Annotated in this window: 14 protein-coding genes; 8 read left to right on the forward strand and 6 right to left on the reverse strand. The window is 62.9% G+C overall.

The features are described from left to right. Nucleotides 1-207 precede the first annotated feature (207 nt). Both A4A58_RS21170 and A4A58_RS21175 read left to right on the forward strand, forming a co-directional pair. Entirely contained in the window at nucleotides 208-1,452 is a 1,245-nt protein-coding gene (locus A4A58_RS21170) for an MFS transporter (RefSeq protein WP_068735795.1), read from the forward strand. 110 nt (nucleotides 1,453-1,562) lie between these two features. After that, nucleotides 1,563-2,780: an ABC transporter substrate-binding protein gene (locus A4A58_RS21175; RefSeq protein ID WP_068735797.1), complete on the forward strand. Its 1,218-nt coding sequence runs from the start codon at nucleotides 1,563-1,565 to the stop codon at nucleotides 2,778-2,780. 180 nt (nucleotides 2,781-2,960) lie between these two features. On the opposite strand, the gene A4A58_RS21180 is transcribed toward A4A58_RS21175, so the two are convergent. From A4A58_RS21180 to hpaH, 6 genes are all read right to left on the reverse strand, one after another. Beyond that, complete coding sequence (locus A4A58_RS21180; RefSeq protein ID WP_068735799.1) at nucleotides 2,961-4,586, reverse strand: thiamine pyrophosphate-dependent enzyme; 1,626 nt, start codon at nucleotides 4,584-4,586, stop codon at nucleotides 2,961-2,963. 15 nt (nucleotides 4,587-4,601) lie between these two features. Further along, nucleotides 4,602-5,471, reverse strand: coding sequence for a fumarylacetoacetate hydrolase family protein (locus A4A58_RS21185; protein WP_068735801.1), 870 nt, complete (start codon nucleotides 5,469-5,471; stop codon nucleotides 4,602-4,604). Nucleotides 5,472-5,689: 218 nt separating this feature from the next. After that, nucleotides 5,690-6,673 carry a 3,4-dihydroxyphenylacetate 2,3-dioxygenase gene (gene hpaD / locus A4A58_RS21190; protein ID WP_068735804.1) on the reverse strand — a complete coding sequence of 328 codons (984 nt, stop codon included), beginning with the start codon at nucleotides 6,671-6,673 and terminating at the stop codon, nucleotides 5,690-5,692. A gap of 155 nt (nucleotides 6,674-6,828) precedes the next feature. Beyond that, nucleotides 6,829-8,370 (reverse strand): 5-carboxymethyl-2-hydroxymuconate semialdehyde dehydrogenase, encoded by a 1,542-nt coding sequence (hpaE, locus tag A4A58_RS21195; protein WP_068735806.1) that lies wholly within the window; start codon nucleotides 8,368-8,370, stop codon nucleotides 6,829-6,831. Next, nucleotides 8,363-8,761 carry a 5-carboxymethyl-2-hydroxymuconate Delta-isomerase gene (locus A4A58_RS21200; RefSeq protein WP_068735808.1) on the reverse strand — a complete coding sequence of 133 codons (399 nt, stop codon included), beginning with the start codon at nucleotides 8,759-8,761 and terminating at the stop codon, nucleotides 8,363-8,365. Before A4A58_RS21200 ends, hpaE begins: the two co-directional genes overlap by 8 nt. Before the next feature lie 17 nt (nucleotides 8,762-8,778). Continuing rightward, entirely contained in the window at nucleotides 8,779-9,585 is an 807-nt protein-coding gene (gene hpaH / locus A4A58_RS21205; RefSeq protein WP_068735810.1) for a 2-oxo-hept-4-ene-1,7-dioate hydratase, read from the reverse strand. 137 nt (nucleotides 9,586-9,722) lie between these two features. Here hpaH and hpaR point away from each other — a divergent pair, with 137 nt between their 5' ends. From hpaR to A4A58_RS21235, 6 genes are all read left to right on the forward strand, one after another. Then, nucleotides 9,723-10,244: a homoprotocatechuate degradation operon regulator HpaR gene (hpaR, locus tag A4A58_RS21210; RefSeq protein ID WP_068735812.1), complete on the forward strand. Its 522-nt coding sequence runs from the start codon at nucleotides 9,723-9,725 to the stop codon at nucleotides 10,242-10,244. A gap of 159 nt (nucleotides 10,245-10,403) precedes the next feature. Beyond that, a complete protein-coding gene (locus A4A58_RS21215) occupies nucleotides 10,404-11,552 on the forward strand; it encodes an ABC transporter substrate-binding protein (RefSeq protein WP_068735814.1) in 1,149 nt (382 codons plus the stop codon). Between the two features lie 244 nt (nucleotides 11,553-11,796). Beyond that, a complete protein-coding gene (locus A4A58_RS21220; protein WP_068735816.1) occupies nucleotides 11,797-12,672 on the forward strand; it encodes a branched-chain amino acid ABC transporter permease in 876 nt (291 codons plus the stop codon). After that, nucleotides 12,669-14,447 (forward strand): branched-chain amino acid ABC transporter ATP-binding protein/permease, encoded by a 1,779-nt coding sequence (locus A4A58_RS21225; RefSeq protein ID WP_068735818.1) that lies wholly within the window; start codon nucleotides 12,669-12,671, stop codon nucleotides 14,445-14,447. The genes A4A58_RS21220 and A4A58_RS21225 overlap by 4 nt, the downstream gene beginning before the upstream one ends. Further along, entirely contained in the window at nucleotides 14,447-15,190 is a 744-nt protein-coding gene (locus A4A58_RS21230; RefSeq protein WP_068735820.1) for an ABC transporter ATP-binding protein, read from the forward strand. Before A4A58_RS21225 ends, A4A58_RS21230 begins: the two co-directional genes overlap by 1 nt. 51 nt (nucleotides 15,191-15,241) lie before the next feature. Further along, nucleotides 15,242-16,327 carry a malate/lactate/ureidoglycolate dehydrogenase gene (locus A4A58_RS21235; protein WP_068735822.1) on the forward strand — a complete coding sequence of 362 codons (1,086 nt, stop codon included), beginning with the start codon at nucleotides 15,242-15,244 and terminating at the stop codon, nucleotides 16,325-16,327. Nucleotides 16,328-16,347 lie beyond the last annotated feature (20 nt).

Genomic DNA, 16,347 nt, shown 5'->3' on the forward strand with positions numbered 1-16,347 from the left:
TCTTCCCCTCTCCCCTTGTGGGAGAGGGTGGCTTCGCGAAGCGAAGACGGGAGAGGGGTAGCAGCGGGGCTCCAGCATTACCCCTCATCCGGCACGGCCTTCGGCCGCGCCACCTTCTCCCGCAAGGGGAGAAGGGAAGGAAGAGAAGCGTTGAACGCTTTCCTTGGCTGCCGCGACCATTCTATGGTCGGGCGGGGCGAGGGGACCATGAGCGAGCAGGAACGAACCGGCACACAAGCCGCCGCCAGCAATGCTGCGGGCGTCTATCTCGCCGTCCTGCAACTGGTCTTCACGCTGGGCTGGGTCACCTATGTGATCTATCTGCCGAAGCTCGCCGCCGATGTCGGCATTGCGCCGACTGTCGTCATCTTCATCCTGATGCTCGATCAGGCGATCTTCACCGTCACCGATACGGCGATGGGCCTGGTCGCTGACAGGATCGCGCGCGTGGTCGGGCGGCTCGGTCTCATCGTCGGCATCCTGACTGCGGTATCCGGCGCGGCCTTCGTTGCGCTGCCTTTCGTTGCCGGGCAGGGACCGAAGGCGCAAGTCGCGCTGATCGCATTGATCGTGATCTGGTCGGCGACATCCTCGGCCTTGCGCGCGCCGCCGCTGACATTGCTCGGCAAATATGCGGCGCGCCCGTCGCGGCCGTTTCTCGCCGCGCTGGCCATGCTCGGCTATGGCGTCGCCGGTGCGCTGGCGCCCTATCTCGGCGCGACATTGCGCGGCGTCGATCCGCGGCTGCCTTTCGTTCTTGCCGGCGTGGTTTTGCTGATCGTGACGCTGGCGCTTTCGCGCGTCGAGCGCGGCCTCGTGCAGGTCAGCGCGCGTGAAGCGAAGGCCTCGCCGGCGCAAGGCAAGGCGCTTGGCCGCATGCCGCAGCTCTTTATCGCCGCCATGGTCATTCTCGCGTTGGGCTTCCAGCTTCACTTCAGCATCAACAGCGCGCCGATGTTCCTGCGCTTCGCCAAACCGGCCGACCTGGAATGGCTGATGCCGATATTCTGGATCGGCTTCAACATTGCGATGTTTCCAGCCAGCGCGGTGGTTAAGCGTCAGGGCGGCATCATCGTCATCGGGGCAGCCGGATTGCTTGGCGCGCTTGCGGTGATCGGCGCCGAATTCGCTGTGAATCTCAACATGCTGATCGCTGCGCAATTCATCGCAGGCGCCGCATGGGGCTGCATGATGATGAGCGCGGTGTCGGCGGCGATGGCGATCGGCGAGACCGGCGCGGAAGGCAAGGTCATCGGTCTTGTCTTCTCGGCGCTCGCGCTCGCGACTTTCGCACGCATGGCTGCGGTCGCCGGCGGATTGCAGAAGCTGCCGGACTATGCGCCGCTGCTGCACTGGGCGCCCATCGCGTGCTGGGCTGTGGCCGGTGCTGGACTACTGGCACTCGCTGCGGTTCGGCTGCAGCGGCGGAGCGCATCGATACCAGTCGTCTGATGCTTTCCGCGTGTCGGAATTCGATTTAATCGATCGATTAAATTTCGCTGGCCAAGGCATTCGGCCGCCATTACGCTTTCCTCAATAAAAACCAGAACGAGGAAACGACAATGACCCGAATGGGCATATTGGCTGCCATTGCTGTTGCTTGCTTGAACGGTTCGGCGCTTGCCGAACCCATCACCAAACCTCTCACCATCGCCGTGCTGAACGACAAGAGTTCGGTGTTCTCCGATGCCGGCGGCACCGGCAGCGTGGTCGCGGCGCAGCTTGCGATCGACGATGTCGGCGGCAAGGTGCGTGGCCAGCCGGTGAAACTGCTTGGCCCGGATCATCAGAACAAGACCGATATCGGCGTGTCGCTGGCGCGCGATCTCTACGATCAGCAGGGCGTCGATGCGATCTTCGACATCGGCAATTCGGCGATCTCGCTGGCAGTGCAGAACATGGCGCGCGAGCGCGGCAAGGTGCTGGTGCATGTCGGCTCGGCAACCGCCGACGTATTCGGCAAGCAATGCGCGCCGACCGCCGCGATGTGGCTGTACGACACCTATTCGCTGGCGCAGGGCATCGCCAAGGCCGTGGTCAAGCAGGGCGGCGACACCTGGTATTTCATCACGGCGGACTATGCGTTCGGCATCGCCATGCAGGCGGAAGTCTCGAAAGTGGTGGAAGCTGCCGGCGGCAAGGTGCTCGGCGCGGTGAAGCATCCGGTCGGCACGATGGATTTCTCGTCCTTCCTGCTGCAGGCGCAATCATCGGGCGCGAAGGTGATCGCGCTCGCCAATGCCTCAGGTGACACGGTCACCAATATCAAGCAGGCGCGCGAATTCCAGATCGGCGAGGGCAAGCAGAAATTGGCCGTGCTGATCTTCTATCTCACTTCGGTGAAGGCACTCGGCTCCGAAGCGACGCAGGGCGTGCAGTATCTCGAGGGCTATTACTGGGACAATGACGACAAGAGCCGCGAATTCGGCAAGCGCTTCATGGCCAAGCACGGCAAGATGCCGACCCACGCGCAGGCCGGCGTCTACAGTGCCGTGAAGCATTATCTGCGCGCCGCCGAAGCCGCGAACGAGAATGACGGGTTGAAGGTGATGCGTCAGATGAAGGCGATGCCGGTGGATGATTTCTTCGCGCCGGGCGCCCGCGTGCGCGAGGACGGCCGGCTGATGAACGACATGCTGCTGGCGGAAGTGAAGAAGCCGTCGGACGTGAAAGGCGAGTGGGACCTGCTGAGCATCAAGGGCAAGGTGAAGGCCGAAGACATCATGCGGCCGATCGCGGATGGCGGATGCACGTTGCTGGATCCGCCGGTGAAGCAGTAATAGCGCCACAAACTCGTCGTTCCGGGGCGCGCTCTTGCGCGAACCCGGAACCTCGGAATGGAAGCCACTTCGTCGCAAACCGGACGATAGAGGTGATGAACACTTTGAGATTCCCCGCCACTCCAATTGGAGTGGCTGAGGTTCGCGCAAAAGCGAGCGCCCCGGAATGACAGTTTGTGATTACGGCTTCTTCGGATGAATGAACGCCCACGGACTGACTTCCGAGTCCCTGACCACGTCGATCGCGATCAGATACGGCCCGCCGTCCGCCAGCGCCTTCTCCAGCGCAGGCTTGAACTCCGCCGGTGACGTCACCCTGATAGCACCGACGCCGAAGGATTCCGCGAGCTTGACGAAATCCGGATTGACCAGATCGGCGGCGACCACGCGCCCGTCGAACACCTGCAATTGGTCGCGGCGGACATTGCCATAGGCATTGTTGTTGAACACCAGCGTCACGACGCCGATCTTGAACTGAACGGCAGTGGCGAGTTCCTGTACCGCGAACATGAAGCCGCCATCGCCGGTGATCGCCACCACCGGCCGATCGGGATGCGCGACCTTGGCGCCGAGCGCGGTGGGAAAGCCCGAGCCGAGCGTGCCCTGATAGCCTGAGGTGATGAAGGTGCGCGGCTGATAAACGGGAAAGCCGAACCACGACGTGAAGCCGACCTGCGACAGCTCGTCGGTGACAATGGCATTCTCCGGCAACACATCGCGCAGGATGTCGAGATAGGCCATCTGCGGCTGGATCGCCTGGATGTCTTTCTGCGCTTTCGCCGAGGCGGCGCGGATCGTCTCGCGACGCCCGGCCGTCTTCGTATATCCGGCCTTGCTTACGGCGGCGACCAGCGCGCGCGTTCCTTCTGTCGCATCGGCAACGATCGGCGCATCAACCGTGAGCCGTCTGAATTCGACGGGATCGATATCGATGCGGATGGACTTCAGTCCCTCCGGCCGGAACGGCCAGCGGAACGTGGTCGGCAATTCCATCCGCGAGCCGATGCCGATCATGAGGTCGGTCTGCGGCCACAGATTATAGGCGGCGGCCATGGTGAGGCCGAGTTCATGGGCATTGCTGACGATGCCGCGCCCCGAGCGGAACGCGACCACGGGCGCGTCGATCATCTCGGCGAGTGCGAGGATGTCGTCGCCCGCATCCATCGCGCCTGCACCGACGAAGATCATCGGTGCCTTGGCGGCCTTGATCAGCGTGGCTGCGGCCTTGATCCGATCGGGATCGGGCGAGGGCGCTGCGAACGGTTCAAGCGTCGTCGCTGCGGTGGTATCCGCGCGTTGCGTGAACACGTCCCATGGCATTTCCAGCGCGACGGGTCCGCGGCGGCCGGACATCATCTCCTGGAAGCCGCGCGCCACCTTGGTCGGCGCATCCGCGGGATAGTCGATGCGCTCGGCCCATTTCACGAAACTGCGGAGCGTCGCGAGCTGGTCGGGCATTTCATGCAGATGGCCGCGGCCCTTGCCAAGGTAATCACTCGGTACCTGGCCGGTGAGGCACAGCACCGGCTCGTTGCAGCCGAAGGCGGTCAGCATCGCCGCGCCGGCATTGAGCACGCCCGGCCCGGGCACCACGCTGAACACGCCGGGCTTGCCCGAAGCGCGGGCATAGCCGAACGCCATATAGCCGCAGGCCTGTTCGTGACGTGCGCCGATGACGTTCAGCTTCGCCTGATGAAAGGCATCGAACAGACCATAGACCTGCGCGCCGGGCAGGCCGAAGACCGTGTCGACGCCGTGCGCCTTGAGCCCGCTGACGATGGCTTCGCCACCGGTGAGAACAGTCATGCGTATTCCAATCCGTTAGTGTTCGTCGACGACGCCGTTGCGCAGCGTGCCGATGCCGTCCGCCTTGATCTCGATCACATCGCCCGGGACGAGATAGCGTGGCGGATCGAAGCGCGCACCGGCGCCGGTCGGCGTGCCGGTGACGATTACATCGCCGGGCACCAGCGTCGTGAAGGTGGAGATATAGCTCAGGAGATAGCGGAAGCCGAACATCAGCCGCGAGGTGCGATCGTCCTGCCGCAACTCGCCGTTCACATGCGTGGTGAGCCGGATGTCGGCGATCTGGCTTTCGTCGCTATAAGGCACGATCCATGGGCCGAGGCTGCCGGTGGATTCGAAATTCTTGCCTTGCGTGACGTTGAACTTGGCGTGCCGCACCCAGTCGCGGATGGTACCTTCGTTGCAGAGCGTCAGCGCGGCGATGTGGTCCAGCGCATCGCCCTCGGCGATGTGGCGCCCGGCCTTACCGATCACCAGCACGACTTCGCCTTCATAGTCGAGCTGCCTCGATACGCGCGGGCGCACCAGCGGCGTCTCATGTCCGACAAAGGAGCGCGGCGTGCGCATGAACATCGAAGGATATTTCGGCGCGTCCTGACCGTCCTTGTATTCGGCGTTGCGGTCCGGATAGTTGACGCCGATGCAGATGATCTTTTCCGGGGCGGGGATCGGCGGCTGCCAGGTGATGGCGTCCAGTGCGAAATCCGCAGGCTGGTTGGCAGCGGCATCCGCAAGCCGGTGCAAGGCGCCATGCGCGATGGCTTCACGCAGCGTCGGATAATCCCCGCCGTAGCGCGCCGACAGATCGACGATCCCATCGTCGGTGACGGCGCCGTATTTCAGGGTGCCATTGACGGTGAAGGTGGCGAGGCGGGAGTGGGTCATCGTTTGTCCGATTCAGTTAAGGCACGCTGGCCTTTCTTATCCCTCCCCCTTGCGGGGAGGGTGGCCGGCCCTCTTCGGCCGGTCGGGTGGGGGTGCCACGGGCGACGGCGTCTGTGGCACCCCCACCCCGGCCTCCGCTTCGCTCGGCCGACCCTCCCCGCAAGGGGGAGGGAAGTCACGTCGATAGCGCGTATCAAACGAAGGACAGCCATGTTGCCTCAATCCGCAATCGTTACATCAGCCACGAAGGCCGGCTCGCGCACCGCCTGCCCATTGAACTGTGAGCCCTGTTCGAACCATGACCTCGGTGCAGGCGCCCCCCACAGCGTCTGGCGGCGCGGGTCCTTCAGCGACCAGCGCAGCGGCTCGTGGTCGGTGTCCATGGTCTGGTAGTCTGACGTGTAGAGTTCGAGGCGATGGCCGTCGGGATCACGCACGTAAAGGAAGAACGCATTGGAGATGCCGTGGCGGCCGGGGCCGCGCTCGAGGTTCTTCAGATAGCCCGATGACGCCATCACATCACAGAGATGCAGGATGTTCATCGCGGTCGGCACCCAATAGGCGAAGTGGTGCAGCCGCGGTCCCCGGCCATTGGTGATGGCGAAGTCGTGAACATTGCCCTTGCGATGCATCCAGGCCGCGGCTATGCGGCCGTTGTCGCCGTCTTCCTCGCCATATTCGGTCAGCCGGAAGCCGAGCCGCGCATAGAAGTCGACGGTGTCCTGCACCTCGGCGGCGAAGACGTTGAAATGATCGAGCCGCTGCGGATGGCAACCCTTGTAGAGATCGAAGCGGCGGAGCAGATGCGGGCGCTTCTCCATCGTCGCATAGAGTTCGATCTGGAATCCGAACGGATCGGTGACATGCATGGTGCGGCCCTGGAACGGCCGCTCGACAAAGGAATAGACAATGCCGTTGGCGGCGAACCAGGCGGCGGCCTTGTCGAGATCGTTCTCGCTGGCGACGCGGAAGCCGAGCCGGTGACACGCGGCCGTGGCCGCCTTGCGTAGCACCAGCGAGTGATGCTGGTGTTCCTCGACGGCGCGCAGATACACCGTCTCGCTGTCGGCGTCCTCGACATGCAGGCCTACGGCGTTCTCATAGAAGTCGCGGCTGGCCTTGAGATCGACGACATCCAGCACGACGTGGCTGGAACGCAGGATGTTGAAGGGCGGATCGAACACGTGGGTTGGCACGGGCATGGGACTGGTCCTGAGCGTTTCCTGAATTTCTTGTTCGCAACTCACTCGTCATTCCGGGGCGCGTGCGCACTTGCGCATGCGAACCCGGAATCTCGATATGAGACTCTCATTCCGAGGTTCCGGGTTCGCGCAAGAGCGCGCCCCGGAACGACGAGTTAAATTCCAAGTCTCTGTATCTTATGCGTCCCGCGCGCGAGCGAGACGTGTTTGGTTTCCATGTAGAAGTCGAACGAATAGTCGCCGCCGTCGCGGCCGATGCCGGAGGCTTTCATGCCACCGAATGGCGTCGGCAGGTGGCGGACATTTTCCGAATTGAGCCAGATCATGCCGGCTTCCAGCGCGTCGGCCACGCGCAACGCACGGCCCACATCATTGGTCCAGACATAGCCGGTGAGGCCGTATTGCACGGCGTTGGCGATTTCGATGGCTTCGGCTTCGTTGCCGAACGGGATCACCGTGAGGAACGGGCCGAACACTTCCTCTTGTGCCACGCGCATGTCCTTGTGCGCGCCGGTCACCAGCGTCGGCTGCACGTAATGACCGCCGCCGGGGCCGTCATAAGGCTTGCCGCCGACGGCGATGGTGGCGCCGTCCTGCCGTGCGATGTCGAAATAGCTGCAGACCTTTGCGTGGTGGCGTTCATGGATCAGCGGGCCGACTTCGGTCCTGGGATCCAGCGGATGCCCGACCTTCAGTGCCTGCACGCGGGCCGTGAGCTTCTCGATGAATGTATCGGCAATGCTCGCCTGCACCAGCAACCGGCTGGACGAGGTACAGCGCTCGCCGTTCAGCGAGTAGATCATGAACACCACGGCATCGAGCGCGCGGTCGAGGTCCGCATCGTCGAACACGATCACGGGATTCTTGCCGCCGAGTTCGAAATGCACGCGCTTCAGCGTTGGCGCACCCTGCGCCATGATCGCGGAGCCGGTGGCGCTCTCGCCGACAAAGGCGATGGCCTTGATGGCGGGATGCTCGGTCAGCGCCTTGCCGGATTCTTCGCCGAAGCCGTGCACGGTGTTGAGTACGCCATCGGGCAGACCGGCCTGCTTCGCGAGTTTCGCCAAAAGGTCAGCCGTGACCGGCGACCATTCGGCCGGCTTGAGCACGACGGTGCAGCCGGCGGCCAGCGCCGGCGCGATCTTCCAGGTGGAGAGCATGAACGGCGTGTTCCACGGCGTGATGACGCCGACCGGGCCGATCGGCACGCGGGTCGAGACATTCCAGTGCTCATCCGCCGGCATGTTCAGGCCGTCGCGTGCCTCGAGGCATTTGTCGGCATAGAAGCGGAAATTCTCGGCGCCGCGGATCGCGGCCTTGGCCATGAAGCGATGCGCCTGGCCGGTATCGATACATTCCAGCACGGCGATGTCGTCGGCATTGTCCCCGATGGCATCGGCGACGCGGTGCAGCAGTTTCTTGCGTGTGGCCGGCGCCATGTCGCGCCAGTCCTTGAAGGCGCGCTGCGCAGCCTTGGCCGCCTTGTCGATATCTTCTTTCGTACCTCGCGCGACCTGCGCCAGCACGGTGCCATCGATCGGCGATGTCGTCTCGAACACCTCACCCGACGATGACGGCACGATCCGGCCATCGATGATATTGCCGATACCGTCGGCCGTGAGCTTCTTCAGCAGCGGCGCGGCGCGTTCCTGATTGGCAGCGAAGACGGCGGCGGGATCGGCAGGTGTCTTAGCCATTGTTGGCCTCGGCTTTCAGCAGGTCGTGAATGGGATTGCGCTTCCAGCTCGTCGCGCTGTCGTTGATCTGCATGTCAAAGGACAGCGCAAATCGGCCGCCGGCGAAAACATTGTCGAGATGGTGCGAGATCGTCTGGAAAATCTGTTCGCCGGCCTTCTGGCGAACCTCGAGCGAGCGGCCTTCGCCGATCCGTAGCAGAATATCGAGAAAGCTGAGGCCGGCGCGGCCGTCGGCGATGGCATAATGCTCGCAGCGGATCGCGCGGACGCGAATGCCGCCGAGCGGGAAGATGCCGGTCTGCACCGCGGCGTTGCGGACCACCTCGCACAGCGCGCTGATATCCACGACGCCGTCGAGATTGGCCGAATATTCGATGGTGAAATGCGGCATGATGCGTGATCCCTATTTCAGGCGAAGTAGCAACTGACGGTGCCCCACGGGCCATAGTCCGCCTGGATCGTGTCGCCTTTGCGGGTCTCGATGGGGCGAATGAACGAGCCGGCGAGCACGACCTGACCGGGTTCCAGCGCGAGCCCATGCGGCGCGATCTTGTTGGCAAGCCAGGCGACGCTGGTGGCGGGATGATTCAGCACACCGGCGGCCAGGCCGGTTTCTTCGAGCTGGCCGTTGCGATGGCACATCACGCCGACCCAGCGTAGATCGGTTTCCAGCGGACGCATCGGCCGGCCGCCCAGCACGATACCGGCATTGGCCGCATTATCGGCGATGGTGTCGAAGATTTTTCGCGTGGCTTTGGTTGCGGCATCGACGCGTTCGACGCGGGTATCGAGAATTTCCAGCGCCGGCACCACGAAATCGGTGGCATTGAGCACATCGAACATCGTGCAGTCCGGGCCTTCGAGCCGCGTCTTCATCACGAAAGCCAGTTCGGCCTCGACGCGGGTTGCGATGAAACGATCGGTGGGGACGAGCCCGCCATCGGCGAAGAACATGTCGTCGAGCAGCACGCCAGAATCCGGCTCATCGATATTCAGTGCGCTCTGCATCGCCTTGGAGGTGAGGCCGATCTTGTGGCCGCGCACGATGCGGCCTTCACCGGTCTTGATTGCAATCCAGGCTTTCTGGATCGCGTAGGAATCGTCGATGGTGATGCCGGGATGATCCAGCGACAGTTGCCGGATCTGCGTCCGCGTCTTTTCGGCGTGATGCAGGCGCTCTGCCGCGCTTGATATGTCTGAAGAGGTGAGTGCCATCGGGTCGTCATCCCGCGCAGAAAAGCCGCGCGGCAAAGTGATTAACATGTTAAGTGATTGTGATCAAACCCTGGACGTGACAATTCGATTGTGCGTTGCACACTGCGGTGCGCCAGAATCATCTTATAGAGGCGACCATGACGACAGCATCAAAGCCACGGACCGCCGCCAAGGCCGCCGCGAAAATCCCCATGCGCGACTTCTCGCAGTCGCTCCCAATGTCGCTGCTGCGAACGCGGGAATCGGTGATGCGACATTTTCGACCATCGCTTCGCGCGCATGATCTCACCGAACAGCAATGGCGCATCCTGCGCGCGCTGGCGGCGTCGGGCGAGATCGAGGTGACGGAACTCGCGCGTGTCGCCTTCCTGCTGGGGCCGAGTCTGTCGCGGATCCTGCGCGATCTGGAGGGCAGGCGGCTGATCGAGCGGCGCTTGCTGAAGGCCGATTTGCGCCGCAGCGTTGTCTCGATCACGTCAAAGGGATTGAAATTGATCGAGGCCGTCGCGCCCACATCGGAGGCAATCTATGCCGAGATGACGAAGCGCTTCGGCGCGCGCAAACTGTCGGACCTGCAGGCCCTGTTGCATGAGTTGGAAGCCGCGCTGCTGGCCATGCCTGCTGCCGATGGCGCGGAAGACGATCTCTTCGATCGATAACGCGTCTGCATATTTTTGCGGCAAGGCCGTCGCACGTTACGCGAGCGTTAATTCGTCGTACGAATTTCGCTGGGCTGTAGACAGGAGAAGAATTTTTCGCTCAACTCCCGCCCATCAAAGAAGGCTGGCGCTCAAGTCCGGCCTCTTAGGGAGAGAACGATGACGCTCACGAGACGTGGATTCACGGCAGGATTGGCCGCTGGTCTGACCGCCCCCTACATTATTGGTAGCGCGCGCGCCCAGGGCGGCGGAACGATCAAGATCGGCATGTGCGCGCCGATTACGGGGCCGGCTGCGGAAGCGGGCAAATATGCGACCGGCGGCGCCAAGCTCGCAGTCGAGGCCATCAACAAGGCAGGTGGCATTCTCGGCAAGCAGATCGAACTGATCATCGAGGACGATCAGACCACCAATCCCGGCATCGTGCTGGCCTTCTCCAAGCTTGCTGCCAATCCCGAAATCGTCGGTTTCCTCGGTTCGATCCGCTCGACTCAGGTGCATGCGATGGCGCCTGACGTGATGAAGCTCGGCAAGCCCGTGATGTTCGGCGGCACCGATCCGAACCTCACCAAGCTCGGCAATCCCTGGCTGTTCCGTTTCCGCCCGAATGACAGCTATTCCGGCCGCGTCATCGCCGAATATGGCGTCAAGAATCTCGACAAGAAGAAGTGGGCCGTGCTGCATTCGACCGATGCCTTCGGCACGGCGGGCGGCAAGGCACTGACCGAAGCGCTCGGGCCGCTCGGTGCGACCGTCGCGCTCGATCAGGGCTATGCCAATCAAAGCCAGGATTTCACGCCTGTCGTTCTGGCGATCAAGCAGTCCGGCGCCGACATTCTCGGTTCCTATTTCACCTTCGAGAACGATCTCGGCATTTTTGCACGCCAGCTGCGACAGCTCGGCGTCAACATTCCGTGGGTCGGTTCGCCCTCGATCGTCAACGTCACCGCATTGAAGCTCGCCGGTCCCGCGCTCTACGGCACCTATGGCGTCGCCGATTACGCGGAAGATTCCTCCGAGGCGTCGAAGGCCTTCGGCAAGGCTTACCGCGATGCCTACAAGGTTGCACCGGATAACCAGAGCTCCTGGCCATATGATGCGATCAACGTGCTGGCAACGGCGATCAAGAATGCCGGTTCGACCGATCCGCAGAAGATCCGCGAGGCGATCCTCACGGTCAAGAAATATCCGGGCGCCGAAGGCGAATACAACTTCGACAAGAACGGCGACGGCCTACACGGCTACAACATCGTGAAGAACGAGAAGGGCAACATCGTCTTCGACAAGCACATCGAATTCGATAATTGACGGTGATGGCCGTCGTCCGACGGCCTAAATCGTCATCCCGGGCACGCGCGTCTTCCGCGCGTGAACCGCCCCACCATTGTCATTCCGGGGTGCGAGCGCCGTCAGGCGGTCGCGAACCCGGAATCCCGGAATGTTCAGCGCCAGTTGCCGCGCTCACCATGTCGAGATTCCGGGTCTGCGCCCAAGCGGGCGCATCCCGGAATGACGAGTTCTTGGCAAAATCACCTCCCACCGAGCACGCCTGATGGATCTGGTACTGCAGTTACTGTTTACGGGAATCGGCATCGGAGCCGTCTACGCGCTGGTCGCGCTGGGCTTCGTGTTGATCTTCCGAGCGACAAACGTCGTCAATTTCGCGCAAGGCGAGTTCTCGATGGTCGCTGCCTATCTCATGGTGGTCTGCGCCGTCGATCTGGAACTGCCTTACTGGCTATCCTTCATCATTGCGCTCGCGGGCATGGCTGTCATCGGCGCCATCTTCAATCTCGGCGTCTATTATCCGCTGCGCCACCGCACCTATCTGCCTGTGATCATCGCCACCATCGGCGCCTCGATCCTGATGGCCAATGGTGTGCTCGCGCTGTACGGGCCGCAGCCGCAGGTGCTGCCGGGCTGGTTCGAGACCCCCGGCATCCAGCTCGGCCCGGTCTATCTCGACAGTCAGTATCTCCTGATCATCGTGGTCACCATCGCGCTGGTGATCTTCAATTACTGGTTTTTCGAACACACCATGATCGGCAAGAAGCTGCAGGCGACCTCGCAGGACAAGGAGATGGCATCGCTGCTCGGTATTTCCGTCTCGACCATGATCATGGTCACCTTCATCTATTCGGCCGTGCTCGGCGGTCTTGCTGGTCTGCTGGTGGCGCCGATCCTGTTCGTCTCGATCCAGATGGGCTCGACCATCGCGCTGAAAGCCTTCGCCGCCACCATCATCGGCGGCTTCGGCGATGTCACAGGCGCCATCATCGGCGGCCTCGCGCTCGGGATCATCGAGACCTTCGGCGCCGCCTATATCTCCGTGCCGTATAAAGACGGCTTCGCCTTCCTCGTGCTGGTGCTGTTCCTGGTGTTTCGTCCGCAGGGCATCTTCGGCGAACGTGTCGCGGAGAAAGCATGAGCACCTCCAGCGAGAACATCGAGGCAGTGGTCATCACGCGTCCGAAACCGCTGCTGCTGCGCCACGCGCCGTATTTCATCGGCGCCGCCATCGTGGTCTTTCTGGCTGCCTCCGCGCAGTTCGACGGCTACATCCTCAACATCCTGATGCAGGCGACGACCTTCGCCATCGCCGTGTTCGGCCTGTCGGTGGTGCTTGGCCTGTGCGGCCAGATCAATCTGGCGCAGGCGGCATTCTTCGGCTTCGGCGCCTATGCGGTCGGCATCGGCACCACAGACTATCAGCTCAGCTACTGGCTCTGCCTGGTGGCGGGCTGCGTGATGGCGCTGGTCGCTGGCGCGATCCTCGGCTTGTCGACGCTGCGACTCGGTGGGCACTACCTTGCCATGGTGACGATCTCGTTCCAGCAGATCGTCACGCTGGTGATGATCAACGCGATCTGGCTCACCAAGGGACCGGACGGCGTGTCGAAGATCGGCCGTCCCTCGCTGTTCCTGTCGTCGCAGTCCTATCTGGCCTTCTGTGTCGCGATGCTGGCGCTGGTCGGCTACATCGTCTGGCATCTGCCGGAGACGCGGCTCGGCCGCGCCATGCGCGCCGTGCGCGACAACGAACTCGCGGCGGGCGTCAACGGCATCGATGTGTTTCGTACCAAGGTCTACGCCTTCGCCATATCGGCCGTGCTCGGCGGTCTCGGCGGCGGACTGTTCGCCGGCGGCTTCGCCTATATCAGTCCGGATCAGTTCTCCTTCGCCGAATCCATCGTGTTCCTGACGATGTCGCTGCTCGGCGGCGTGGCGTCGCCGATCGGCTCGGCCATCGGCACGGGTCTTCTGATCCTGATTCCGGAATGGCTGCGCTTCCTCAAGAGCGTGCCGGGCCTATATCTGGCGATCTACGGCCTCTCGGTGATCCTCATCATCCGCTTCATGCCGGATGGCATCTGGGGCTTTGTCACTGCCGCCTATGATCGCATGCGCAGCAGCAAGAAGGTGGCCGTGACAAGCGCGCCGCTGCAGCTCAGGCCGGCGACGACCGGCGGCGAGATGGTGCTCGAAGTCACCGGCCTGTCGAAACATTTCGGCGGTTTGAAAGCCGTCGATCAGGTCGACATATCAGTGCGCCGCGGCGGCGTGCACGCGCTGATCGGCCCGAACGGTTCCGGCAAGACCACGACGCTCAACGTGCTGTCGGGTCTCTACAATGCGACCTCAGGCAAGGTGGTGCTGGATGGCACCGACGTCACAACGATGCCGCCGCATCTGCGCGCAGCAGCGGGGCTCGGCCGCACCTTCCAGAACATCCGCCTGTTCCGCTCGATGACCGCACTGGAAAACGTCATCATCGGCGCCGAGCGGCCGGGCAATACGCTGACCGGCAAGGGCGATGAAGCCGCGCTGACCGAGCGGGCGCTGGCGGCACTCACTTTCGTTGGCCTCGGCCCGCGCGCCATGGAGCTGATTTCCAGCTTCTCCTACGGCCATCAGCGCCTGATCGAGATCGCGCGCGCATTGGCGGCGAACCCGACGCTGCTGCTGCTCGACGAGCCCGCTGCCGGTCTCAATTCGACCGAGAAGCTCGAACTGCATGAACTGCTCAAGCGCATCGCGGCGCAGGGGCTGACCATTCTGATCATCGATCACGACATGACGCTGGTGTCGGAAGCAGCCCAGCACATCACCGTGCTGAATTTCGGACGGCGTATTGCCGATGGCGAGTCGATGGCGGTGCTGCGCCATCCCGATGTCGTCTCGGCCTATCTCGGAACAGACTGATGCCGCTGCTTGAAATCAACGATCTCAATGTCCGCTACGGCGAAATCGTCGCGCTCCGCGGTGTGTCGTTCAATGTCGAGGAAGGGCAGGTGGTCACGCTGCTCGGCGCCAACGGCGCCGGCAAGTCGACCACGCTGCGCGCGATCTCGGGTCTGGCCAAGCCGGCCTCGGGCGATATTCTGTTCGACGGCAAGTCGATCGCAGGTTTGGGCCCAGAGGCAATCGTGCGGATGGGCATCTCCCATGTGCCGGAGGGCAGGCGGGTGTTTCCCGGCCTGACGGTGAAAGAGAACATCATGCTTGGCGGCTCCAACCGCAAAGCGAGCAAGGCCGAATTGTCTGGTGAAGCCGACGCGATGTTCGATCTGTTTCCCGACATACGGAAATTCTCTGGTGCGCTTGGCTGGACGCTGTCCGGCGGCCAGTTGCAGATGGTTGCCGTCGCGCGCGGCCTGATGGCCAAGCCGCGGTTGCTACTCCTGGACGAGCCGTCGCTCGGCCTTGCGCCGGTCATCGTGCAGGCCGTGTTCCGCATCATCACGGAAATCCGCCTCTCCACCACGGTCTTGCTTGTGGAGCAAAATGCGCGCATGGGACTATCCGTCGCCGATCAGGGTTACGTGCTGGAAACCGGCCGTATCGTGCTTGGCGGCAAGCCGGAGGATCTCTGGGCCAATGAGGCCATCGCGGCCGCCTATCTCGGCGGTCATGGTAAACCTGCAGCAGGTCTTGCGGCCCATTGAGGGCTTGCACCGACGGCCTCGCTGCCCATCAACAAGGACGAATGTCCCACCATGGTTACAGTTCAAGTCAACAAGCTCATCGATTTCGTTGCCGACGTGTTCGCCCATGCCGACTCTTCTCCCGAAGAAGCCCGGCGCATCGCGACCTATCTCACCACCGCGAACCTGACCGGCCATGATAGCCACGGCGTGATCCGCGTGCCCGTCTATATCCGCTGGCGCAACAACGGGATGATCACTCCGAACCAGACCATCGAAATCCCCGTCGATACGCCGTCGCTCGCCGTCGTCGATGGCCGTTTCGGCTATGGCCAGACGGTCGGCCCGCAGGCGGTCAAACTGGGAATCGAGAAGTGCAAGGCGGCCGGTCTCTCCGCCATCGCCACCAAGAATTCCGGTCACATCGGCCGCATCGGCGACTGGGCCGAGATGGCAGCAGCCGAAGGCCTCGTCTCGATCCATTTCGTCACGGCTGCTGGCTCCGTGCTGGTCGCGCCCTATGGCGGCGTCGAGCGCCGTCTCTCCACCGCGCCCTATTGCGTCGGCATTCCGCGTCCCGGACAGATGCCGGTGGTGCTCGATTTCGCGACCTCGGTGGTGGCCGAAGGCAAGGTGCTGGTTGCCTCGCGCGGCGGCAAGAAGCTGCCGAAGGGCGCGCTGATTGCTCCCGATGGCACGCTGAGCGAAGACCCGGCGCTGCTTTACGGCCCGCATGAGATGCAAGGTCCGCGCGATCACTCCAAGGGCACCGGCGCGATCCGCGCTTTCGGCGATCACAAGGGCTCGGGTCTCGCATTGATCTGCGAACTGCTCGGCGGCGCGCTGACTGGCAACGGTGCCACCAAGTATGATCGGCCATTCGCCAATGGCATGTTCTCGATCTATATCGATCCGAAAGTGATCGACCCCGCGAACTTCTTCGACGGCGAAGTCGCGCGCTATGTCGACTTCTTCAAGAGCGCGAAGCCGGCAGCCGGCGTCGACGCCGTTCTGATCCCCGGCGACAACGAGGCCAAGACCCGCGCCGAGCGCACCGCCAATGGCGTGCCATTGCCGGACGAGACCTGGGCTGCCATCGTGCAGACCGCACGCGACGTCGGCGTCAGCGAAGAGGCCGTGAAGAAGGCGACGTCGTAGTTTCTCGAACTCAACTCTGC

Source organism: Tardiphaga robiniae, assembly GCF_001618955.1.
Taxonomy (GTDB): Bacteria; Pseudomonadota; Alphaproteobacteria; order Rhizobiales; family Xanthobacteraceae; genus Tardiphaga; species Tardiphaga robiniae_A.

Coding starts and splice junctions, on each gene's coding strand:
- hpaR (WP_068735812.1), top strand. CDS start 9,723: ATGACGACAGCATCAAAGCCACGGACCGCCGCCAAGGCCGCCGCGAAA.
- A4A58_RS21185 (WP_068735801.1), bottom strand. CDS start 5,471: ATGACCCACTCCCGCCTCGCCACCTTCACCGTCAATGGCACCCTGAAA.
- A4A58_RS21230 (WP_068735820.1), top strand. CDS start 14,447: ATGCCGCTGCTTGAAATCAACGATCTCAATGTCCGCTACGGCGAAATC.
- A4A58_RS21215 (WP_068735814.1), top strand. CDS start 10,404: ATGACGCTCACGAGACGTGGATTCACGGCAGGATTGGCCGCTGGTCTG.
- A4A58_RS21225 (WP_068735818.1), top strand. CDS start 12,669: ATGAGCACCTCCAGCGAGAACATCGAGGCAGTGGTCATCACGCGTCCG.
- A4A58_RS21200 (WP_068735808.1), bottom strand. CDS start 8,761: ATGCCGCATTTCACCATCGAATATTCGGCCAATCTCGACGGCGTCGTG.
- A4A58_RS21170 (WP_068735795.1), top strand. CDS start 208: ATGAGCGAGCAGGAACGAACCGGCACACAAGCCGCCGCCAGCAATGCT.
- A4A58_RS21175 (WP_068735797.1), top strand. CDS start 1,563: ATGACCCGAATGGGCATATTGGCTGCCATTGCTGTTGCTTGCTTGAAC.
- hpaH (WP_068735810.1), bottom strand. CDS start 9,585: ATGGCACTCACCTCTTCAGACATATCAAGCGCGGCAGAGCGCCTGCAT.
- hpaD (WP_068735804.1), bottom strand. CDS start 6,673: ATGCCCGTGCCAACCCACGTGTTCGATCCGCCCTTCAACATCCTGCGT.
- A4A58_RS21235 (WP_068735822.1), top strand. CDS start 15,242: ATGGTTACAGTTCAAGTCAACAAGCTCATCGATTTCGTTGCCGACGTG.
- A4A58_RS21220 (WP_068735816.1), top strand. CDS start 11,797: ATGGATCTGGTACTGCAGTTACTGTTTACGGGAATCGGCATCGGAGCC.
- hpaE (WP_068735806.1), bottom strand. CDS start 8,370: ATGGCTAAGACACCTGCCGATCCCGCCGCCGTCTTCGCTGCCAATCAG.
- A4A58_RS21180 (WP_068735799.1), bottom strand. CDS start 4,586: ATGACTGTTCTCACCGGTGGCGAAGCCATCGTCAGCGGGCTCAAGGCG.